The sequence below is a fragment of the Shewanella sp. CAL98-MNA-CIBAN-0140 genome (assembly GCF_040309905.1).
Classification (GTDB): Bacteria; Pseudomonadota; Gammaproteobacteria; order Enterobacterales; family Shewanellaceae; genus Shewanella; species Shewanella psychromarinicola.
Window position 1 is genome coordinate 37340 of the sequence record NZ_JBEOPI010000036.1, and the last position, 8177, is coordinate 45516.

At 42.3% G+C, this 8177-nt stretch carries 5 protein-coding genes; 4 read left to right on the top strand and 1 reads right to left on the bottom strand.

The features are described 5' to 3' along the window. Positions 1 to 105 precede the first annotated feature (105 nt). Positions 106 to 2196, bottom strand: coding sequence for an FAD-dependent 5-carboxymethylaminomethyl-2-thiouridine(34) oxidoreductase MnmC1 (mnmC1, locus tag AAEY93_RS16530; protein WP_351078428.1), 2091 nt, complete (start codon positions 2194 to 2196; stop codon positions 106 to 108). Positions 2197 to 2328: 132 nt separating this feature from the next. Here mnmC1 and fabB point away from each other — a divergent pair, with 132 nt between their 5' ends. The 4 genes from fabB to AAEY93_RS16550 form a co-directional block, all read left to right on the top strand. Then, positions 2329 to 3543 (top strand): beta-ketoacyl-ACP synthase I, encoded by a 1215-nt coding sequence (gene fabB, locus AAEY93_RS16535; protein WP_164839498.1) that lies wholly within the window; start codon positions 2329 to 2331, stop codon positions 3541 to 3543. 513 nt (positions 3544 to 4056) lie between these two features. After that, positions 4057 to 5193, top strand: a complete 1137-nt coding sequence (locus AAEY93_RS16540) for a 4-phosphoerythronate dehydrogenase (RefSeq protein WP_124011812.1) — start codon at positions 4057 to 4059, stop codon at positions 5191 to 5193. Between the two features lie 178 nt (positions 5194 to 5371). After that, positions 5372 to 6388, top strand: coding sequence for an aspartate-semialdehyde dehydrogenase (locus AAEY93_RS16545; RefSeq protein WP_124011811.1), 1017 nt, complete (start codon positions 5372 to 5374; stop codon positions 6386 to 6388). A gap of 290 nt (positions 6389 to 6678) precedes the next feature. Continuing rightward, on the top strand, positions 6679 to 8177 hold a 1499-nt coding region (locus AAEY93_RS16550; protein ID WP_351078432.1), incomplete at its 3' end, for a FimV/HubP family polar landmark protein.

An 8177-nucleotide genomic window follows, 5' to 3' on the forward strand; every position in this document is an offset into this window, starting at 1 on the left:
TAAGCGTTAGCTTATTCTATTTTGTTTACCGTTCAATCTTCCGCTTATTGCCATCATCCTCAAATGCTTGTATTAGGGAGCCATTCTTAGTTTTGACTTTCTCCTTTACATCAACGCTTTGCCTTTAAGCAGCTTACGCAGCCACATTCTATTTGGACTAAGTCGTGCCTGCAAATCTGAACTTAAGGGAGACAGTTCTCCACATAAGTTTGCAGCGAGGCACTCGGCAACAAGTGGGCCTGAGCTTAGGCCGCGAGAGCCTAGTCCGCCGAGTACATATAAGCCATCATAAATCGGTGCAGGTGTAGTTTGCCAGTATCGTTGCCATTGACTGGGTTTATCTTTGGATAGCTTCTGGACGGCATACCGCGCAAACAATTCTTCAACATCAGGTGCACATCCCATCACGGGAAAGTGGTCGCGACTGACCATCCTTACGCCGATCCTGGCATCATTGTTTGAAACATTAATATCGTGAGGCCAGTTCGAATTAGGAAAGCTCTGTTGCATTTTAAGGCTGTTTTCATGCTGCTCTAATGGGCAAAAATCAAGATGCTGTGGGTTTTTTACATAACTCGCGCCGACGCAATGCAGTTGATTATGTTGTGGCGTCAAATAGCCATTAGCGCAGATTACAGTATTAAGCTGCGCCAGTTCACCTTGAGATGGGACATGACTCACTTGACCTCTAAAACCGGTAATCTGAAGGTTTTTTGTCTGTTTGTAGCGAGTCAGTTGCTCTCCTGAGGCGATGATTACCTGATCGTGTGTTGCGATGTGTTTGTTTTCGGCACTAAACAGTTGCCAGCCAGATGAGTGTGATTCAAGTGAGTGAATGTCGCTATTATAGAGAATGCGAACCTTGGTTAATGTTTGTGCTTTGGCAATGCTGGCTTGTGCTAATTCAAACGGGCAAGCCCAGCCACCTAATGGATAATAAAAACCAGATTTATTGATATCTACTTTAGCAAGCTGTGTAGCTTGGATTGGATTTACGGCAAAAGCAATCTCACTTGGCCACGCTTGACCATGAATAATTTTATCTAATCTTGTTTGGCTGCGTAGATCAAAACCCGTGTGTAATACGCCACACCAGTCATGTCCAATATAATATCCATCATCAATTAATGCTTGGATACGACGTCGACTGTATAGAAATGCTTGTTGAAAAAATTGACTTAGCGAGTCATTTTCGGGAGTCAGTAAAGGATAAATGGCACCTTGTTTGTTGCCTGACGCACCTTGCCCTAATGTGTCATCTTTACAATAAATTACTACATCTTTTCCGCGTTCAGCCAACGACAAGGCAAGACTTGCAGAAGCAATACCTCCACCTATAATAGCTATAGGGGTTTGGTCGTTAGAATCTAGAGATGGCATTGGGTTATAAGCAAACTGTTGGCGTATTTGTTGTCTTAGTGCGTTACGTTCCGCGATAGCGATGTCATCAGTTGATTGAGATGAAGTAGTATGTAAAAATCCACAAAGTGCTAATTGCTTTTTGATGGTAGGGGTGACATCGTCATCATTTGAGCTAGCGGCTAAAAATGTTGCATTATCAGCACTGATCCGGCCATATTGCCACAGCAAATGCTGACTGAAATAATGATCCGAATAGCTGACCTGGCTCGTATGGGGAAGGGCAAACCAATGTGCTATCCTTTGTTGATTCGGCGTAGCAATGGTTTTGGCTTGTGCTATAGGCGAACCTTGATATAGGTCAATAATGAATGTGTTTTGGAGTAGACTCAGTCGTTGGCAACCTTCGATGGCCGCTATTTCACAATTAAGTAACGCTTGAGCAAAATCGAATAAATGATGATCCGAATGAAGTAGTCCTTGCTGTTGCCACTGGAGTTCAAGTTGCTTTCGGTTTATTGGACAATGTTCAAACACACTGATATGAACTCGAGTTTGATGCTTTTTCAAAGGATTTTGCAGGTTAGTCGCTTGTAATGCTGCTAATAAGAGTATTATTTCATGGCCATCTCCAAAACCGAGTTGGCCTAGCGTTAATAAACGTGGTTGAGTATTCGTGGCGGCTCTATTACCGTCACCGCTTTGCAATACTGTGTCTATATACTGTTTAGCGAGTTGGGGATATCGGCTATTTTGATTGACTTTATCGCCCAATAAATCACAAATGTAAAAGTTGTGTAAATTTGGGGATACAGATAATAAAGATGTTTTATACAAAATATTTTACTCAGGGCCGATAACTTGGCATTATTTTACCTGTATTTATGGAAAGCTGACCACTTAATTACTTTAAAGCAGCTATGATTGCCGCAATTAAGTACCGACATGTACCAAATGGATAGCAAAAAAATGAAAAGAGTCGTGATCACCGGAATGGGTGTCGTTTCAAGTATCGGTAATAACAAGCAAGAAGTGACTGAGTCATTGAAAGCGGGTCGCAGCGGTATTACCCACTCGGCGCAGTTTGAAGAAATGCAATTACGCAGTAAAGTTTGGGGCGACATCAAAATGAACCCCGCTGATTATATTGATCGTAAAGCTCTTCGCTTTATGGGCGATGCTGCAGCATATGCTTACATTGCTATGCAGGAAGCAATTGCTGATGCTAATTTGACAGAAGAACAATATTCTAATTTTCGTGTCGGTTTGATTGCTGGTACGGGTGGTGCGTCATCAAAAAACCAAGTTCAGGCTGCTGATACATTGCGTGAAAAAGGCGTTAAGCGCGTGGGTCCTTATATTGTGCCACGCATTATGTCTAGCACCGCAAGCGCTTGTTTAGCAACACCATTTAAAATTAAAGGCATGAGTTATTCTATCAGTTCCGCGTGTGCCACTTCGGCCCATTGTATTGGCCATGCCGTTGAACTTATCCAGATGGGTAAGCAAGATATGGTGTTTGCTGGTGGTGCTGAAGAAGTTGATTGGACATTAACCATGGGCTTTGATGCTATGGGTGCATTATCGACTAAGTACAATGACACGCCTGAAAAAGCGTCACGTACCTATGATGCAGACCGTGATGGTTTTGTTATTTCTGGCGGCGGCGGGATTGTTGTTGTTGAAGAATTAGAGCATGCGCTAGCGCGTGGTGCTAAAATTTACGCAGAAATTGTGGGTTATGGCGCATCTTCAGATGGCTATGACATGGTTGCCCCATCTGGTGAAGGTGCAGTGCGTTGTATGCAGATGGCGTTAGCTGATGTGGATACACCAATTGATTACATCAACACTCATGGCACTTCTACACCAGTAGGTGACATGCGCGAACTTGAAGCATTACGTGAAGTGTTTGGCGATAATATGCCTCCAATCGCGTCAACTAAATCACTGACAGGTCATGCTTTAGGTGCGGCTGGTGTTCATGAAGCGATTTACAGCTTAATTATGATGGAAGACGGCTTTATTGCGCCAAGCATTAACATCGACAACCTTGATGAGAATGCTGCTGGCATGCCAGTGGTGCGTGAAATGCGCCAAGCGGAATTGAACACCATGATGAGTAACAGCTTTGGTTTTGGTGGCACTAACGCAACATTAGTGATGCGTAAATATAAAGCGTAAAACGTTATTTGTGGGCTAACTTGTGAATGATATGAAAGCCAGCATTGGAAACAGTGCTGGTTTTTTTGTTTTTGCCTTTTAAACTAAATGCCTAGATGCTAGTTCGCTTCGCGGCTAGAGGCTATACAAGCAAAGCTGAAGAGCGATGACAAGCGACGAAAAATAACAGGCTAACGCTGCGCTTAAAGGGCTAAATGCCTAGATGCTAGTTCGCTTCGCGGCGAGAGGCTATACAAGCAAAGCTGAAGAGCGATGATAAGCGATAATAAGCGGACGCTGTGCTTACGGAAAGGGCAGCGTAAAGACGCATCAGGTATTGGCTTCGCTTTTATAGCCGCGAAGCGAACTAGCAGGACGCAGTCCGCTCTAGTACCTAGGCTTACAAGCAAAATCAAAAGCTGGATCCCCAATAAAAAATCTTAGGAATGACGAGGTGGGGGCATTTGGTATAAGATACTTCCATAAAAAATCGTAATGTGATGTCGTTAAATTCGCAGTAAATAAGATAACAAAATGAAAATAATTGCCGATGAAAACATGCCTTATGTCGATGCCTTGTTTGGTGACTTAGGGGAAATTGAATACGTAAATGGCCGAACGTTAAGCGCTGTTCAAGTGCAGGATGCCGATGTGTTGCTGGTGCGTTCGGTGACCAAAGTGAATGCAGCGTTAATTGAACAAGCGCATAAGCTTAAATTTGTGGGTAGTGCGACGATTGGCACTGATCATGTAGATGTTGATTATCTTGTAGAGCGCAATATCTTTTTTACTAATGCGCCAGGATGTAATGCGAAGGCAGTAGGTGAGTATGCCTTTATTGCGATGCTGGAGTTGGCTCAGCGTCTCGGTGGGTCATTAGCAGGTAAAGTTGTGGGCATTGTGGGTGCAGGAAATACCGGCACTGCAGCCGCGAACTGTTTGCAAGCTTATGGTTTAAAAGTGTTGTTGTGCGACCCTATTAAGGCCGAACAAGGTGATACACGTGAATTTGTGTCACTAGACACTCTGATTGAACATGCAGATATTATTAGTTTGCATGTGCCTATTACCAAACAGGGTGAGCATAAAACCTGGTATTTATTTGATGACACTCGACTCAATCAGTTGAAACCCAATACATGGTTATTAAATTGCTGTCGAGGCGAGGTCATTGATAACCGAGCGTTGATCAAATTTAAACAACAACGTGACGATATCAAACTTGTGCTCGACGTATGGGAAGGCGAACCTAACCCTATGGCCGAATTAGTCGCCTTGGCAGAGTTTGCTACGCCGCATATTGCCGGTTATAGCCTTGAAGGCAAAGCTCGAGGCACCTTTATATTGTATCAAAAGTGGTGTGAATTACTCGGTTTACCGGTGGACAAATCCTTGGCGAGTTTGCTACCGACCTTTCAATTTAATCAAATTGTGAGTCAAGGTGATTTAACCGAAAGCCAATTGCTGAAATTATCACGTTTAGTCTATGACTTACGTGATGATGATGTAACCTTTAGAGGTTGTTTTGCAACGACGGCCGGATTTGATTTAATGCGTAAAAATCATACTTACCGTCGAGAATATAGCGCCATCTCGTTAACTCAATCTACGCAAACTTTATCTGATGATGGGATTAATCAATCGATGCTCAGCGCTTTAGGCTTTAATTAATGACCTAGGACCGATATGACCTATAGAGGAACATATTGAGGGCAAAAAACAGTATTTCTAGCCAGTTGAGAAATAATCACTTCAAAGTAGGCTTTTTAGCAGATTAACCCTAGTAAAGCATAAGCAAACTAAGGTAAATTGATCATTCAAACTGAATAATAGGAGTCGGGCGTTAATTATGTCTCAGGAATTTAATGTAGTCGTTTTAGGTGCATCGGGCGCAGTGGGTCAAACTATGATTGAGATCCTCGAGCAGCGTAATTTCCCGGTTGCTAAGTTGTTTCCATTAGCGAGCAGTCGCAGTGCTGGCGAAACGGTCAGTTTTCACGGTAAACAAGTTGAAATTCTTGATGTAGAAACGTTTGATTGGACGCAAGCACAAATAGGTTTCTTTTCTGCTGGTGGCGATGTGTCTGCAAAATGGGCGCCTATTGCGGGTGAAGCGGGTTGTGTCGTTATCGACAACACCTCACATTTTCGCAATGATGTTGATGTGCCGCTCGTGGTGCCTGAAGTTAACCCTGAAGCCATTGCGGATTTCCGCAATCGCAATATTATTGCCAATCCTAATTGTTCAACTATTCAGATGTTAGTTGCACTTAAGCCAATTTATGATGCTTTTGGTATTTCACGTATTAACGTGGCGACATATCAGTCTGTGTCAGGAACAGGTAAAAAAGCGATTGAAGAGTTAGCGGATCAATGTGCAAAATTACTCCAAGGTTTACCTTCAGAGCCGTCGGTTTATCCAAAGCAGATAGCATTTAATGTTTTACCACAAATTGATATGTTTATGGACAATGGCTACACCAAAGAAGAAATGAAAATGGTGTGGGAAACGCAAAAGATTTTTGGCGACGATGAAATTGTCGTTAACCCTACTGCGGTTCGTGTGCCTGTTTTTTATGGTCATTCAGAGGCTATACATATTGAAACGCGTCAACCTGTTGATGCTGAAGATGTTAAAGCCGTTTTACGTGATGCTCCAGGTATTGTGTTATTTGAAAATGATGATGAATATCCAACCGTTGTTACTGATGCAGCAGGTAATGATGCTGTTTATGTTGGTCGTGTTCGTAAAGATATTTCGCACTCTCACGGTATAAATTTATGGGTTACTGCCGATAACATTCGTAAAGGTGCAGCGTTAAACAGTGTGCAAATTGCCGAGATTTTGATTAGAGATTATTACTAATTACACTTTAATAATGAGTAATGTTTTTATCAACAACGCGATTTAGTTTAAAAAGCCTGCAATGAGCAGGCTTTTTTCGTTTAACTGACCCCAATAGTAGCAGGTCCGGTAAATCTAGTTTATAGTCGTAAACATATCATTTTTAACATCAATAGCATTGAAATCGCCTGCAAAATTGGCTCATCATGGATGTGATCAGATATAGTTAACGACCATAATACTAACGATAAAAATTGCCTCAAGCCTGTTGCCAAACCGGTAACTCAATAGCGCTAAAAGGGAAGGATTGGATGACTTTGCGTACTTCATATATTGTGGGTTTGATTGCCTGCACAGCCGTTGGCTTAACCAGTGTACAACTTATTGGATCTGCACAGGCAGAAACACTCAAAATTACTGGGCCCAATGGCGAGGTTAAACAACAAGCTAAACGGCAATATGGTCCGACGACATCAAGAGATACGTTTTGGAGTATTGCGCAAAAAGTCAGGCCTAGTAATAATGTCAGTGTTTATCAGGTGATGGCCGCGTTATTTGACGCTAATCCACACGCTTTTAGCGGTAATAATTACAATACATTAGAGCGAGGGATGATATTACTGGTCCCTTCTGCAGATGTGATAGCCGCCATTCCCAATGAGGTTGCTAAACGCCGTGCTGAGCAAGATGATCGCCGTGTTAGCAAACAAACTCAGCCTCGTACTGTTATTAATCAGCCCTCTGCAGCAAAATCGTTGCAAATAGCCAAACAAACACCAGCTGTAACGCTACAAACCAAAGCGATTACTGAGGCTAATGCCGTTGTGGTCAAGGATCTCAATAGCACGCTAGATAAAGCCAATGCAAAAACGTTAATGCTTACAGATGAGTTGGCGCGCTCACAAGATGAATTAATGATCAGCAACAATGACAATCAAGTGTTGAAAAACAAAATTGAACAAATGTCATTAAATATTGCTTCGCTTGAAGAAGATTTACAGCTATTACGCGATAAATATGAAGGTCTAACGCTAGAAAATAAAAAACTTGTAGACCAAACTGAAAATATTGAACCCGCAGTAGAAGAACCCGCTGACTTTTGGCGCAGCTTAATGGACAACACTATTTTGTTGATCCTTGCAGCATCGATACCTCTTATAGCGATATTTTGCATTATTTTTTGGCTTCTCAGTCGCCGTAATAAAAAAACTCAACAGGCTGAAATAAAAACTGAAACCCAGCCAGGAAAAGAGTCAACTACCGCAATAGCCAATGATGACTCTGACGATATGGTGATCCATTTAGATTCAAATGATGAAGAGTCAATTGATGATTTATTGGATTCAGACAGTGTTGATTTACAGCCAGAAATCCAAATGAGCGGTGATACCGAGATGGATATGGCATCTGATATGTTCATTAGCGAAAAAGAATTAGAAGATGAAGATGGGACTTCATTAGATGATTTATGGGCTGAGGCCATGGAGGATCAAGATTCTGATCTAGAACCTCTTGAAGATGACGATGATCTCAACAATCTATTGGTGGGTTTAGATACAGAAGGAGCGGCGAAAGATAAAACTGATGATCTAGATGCATCTGCAGAAGATGATATAGATTCATTATTAGCCGAGTTTGATATGCCGCCAGAGTCAGATGATGTTGCTGCTGCGGCTGTCAAAACCCCAGAGACATCAGCCGATTCAACTGAAAATTCTGCAGAAGATGATATAGATTCATTATTAGCCGAGTTTGATATGCCGCCAGAGTCAGATGATGTTGCCGCGGTTGTCAAAGCGCCAGAGACATC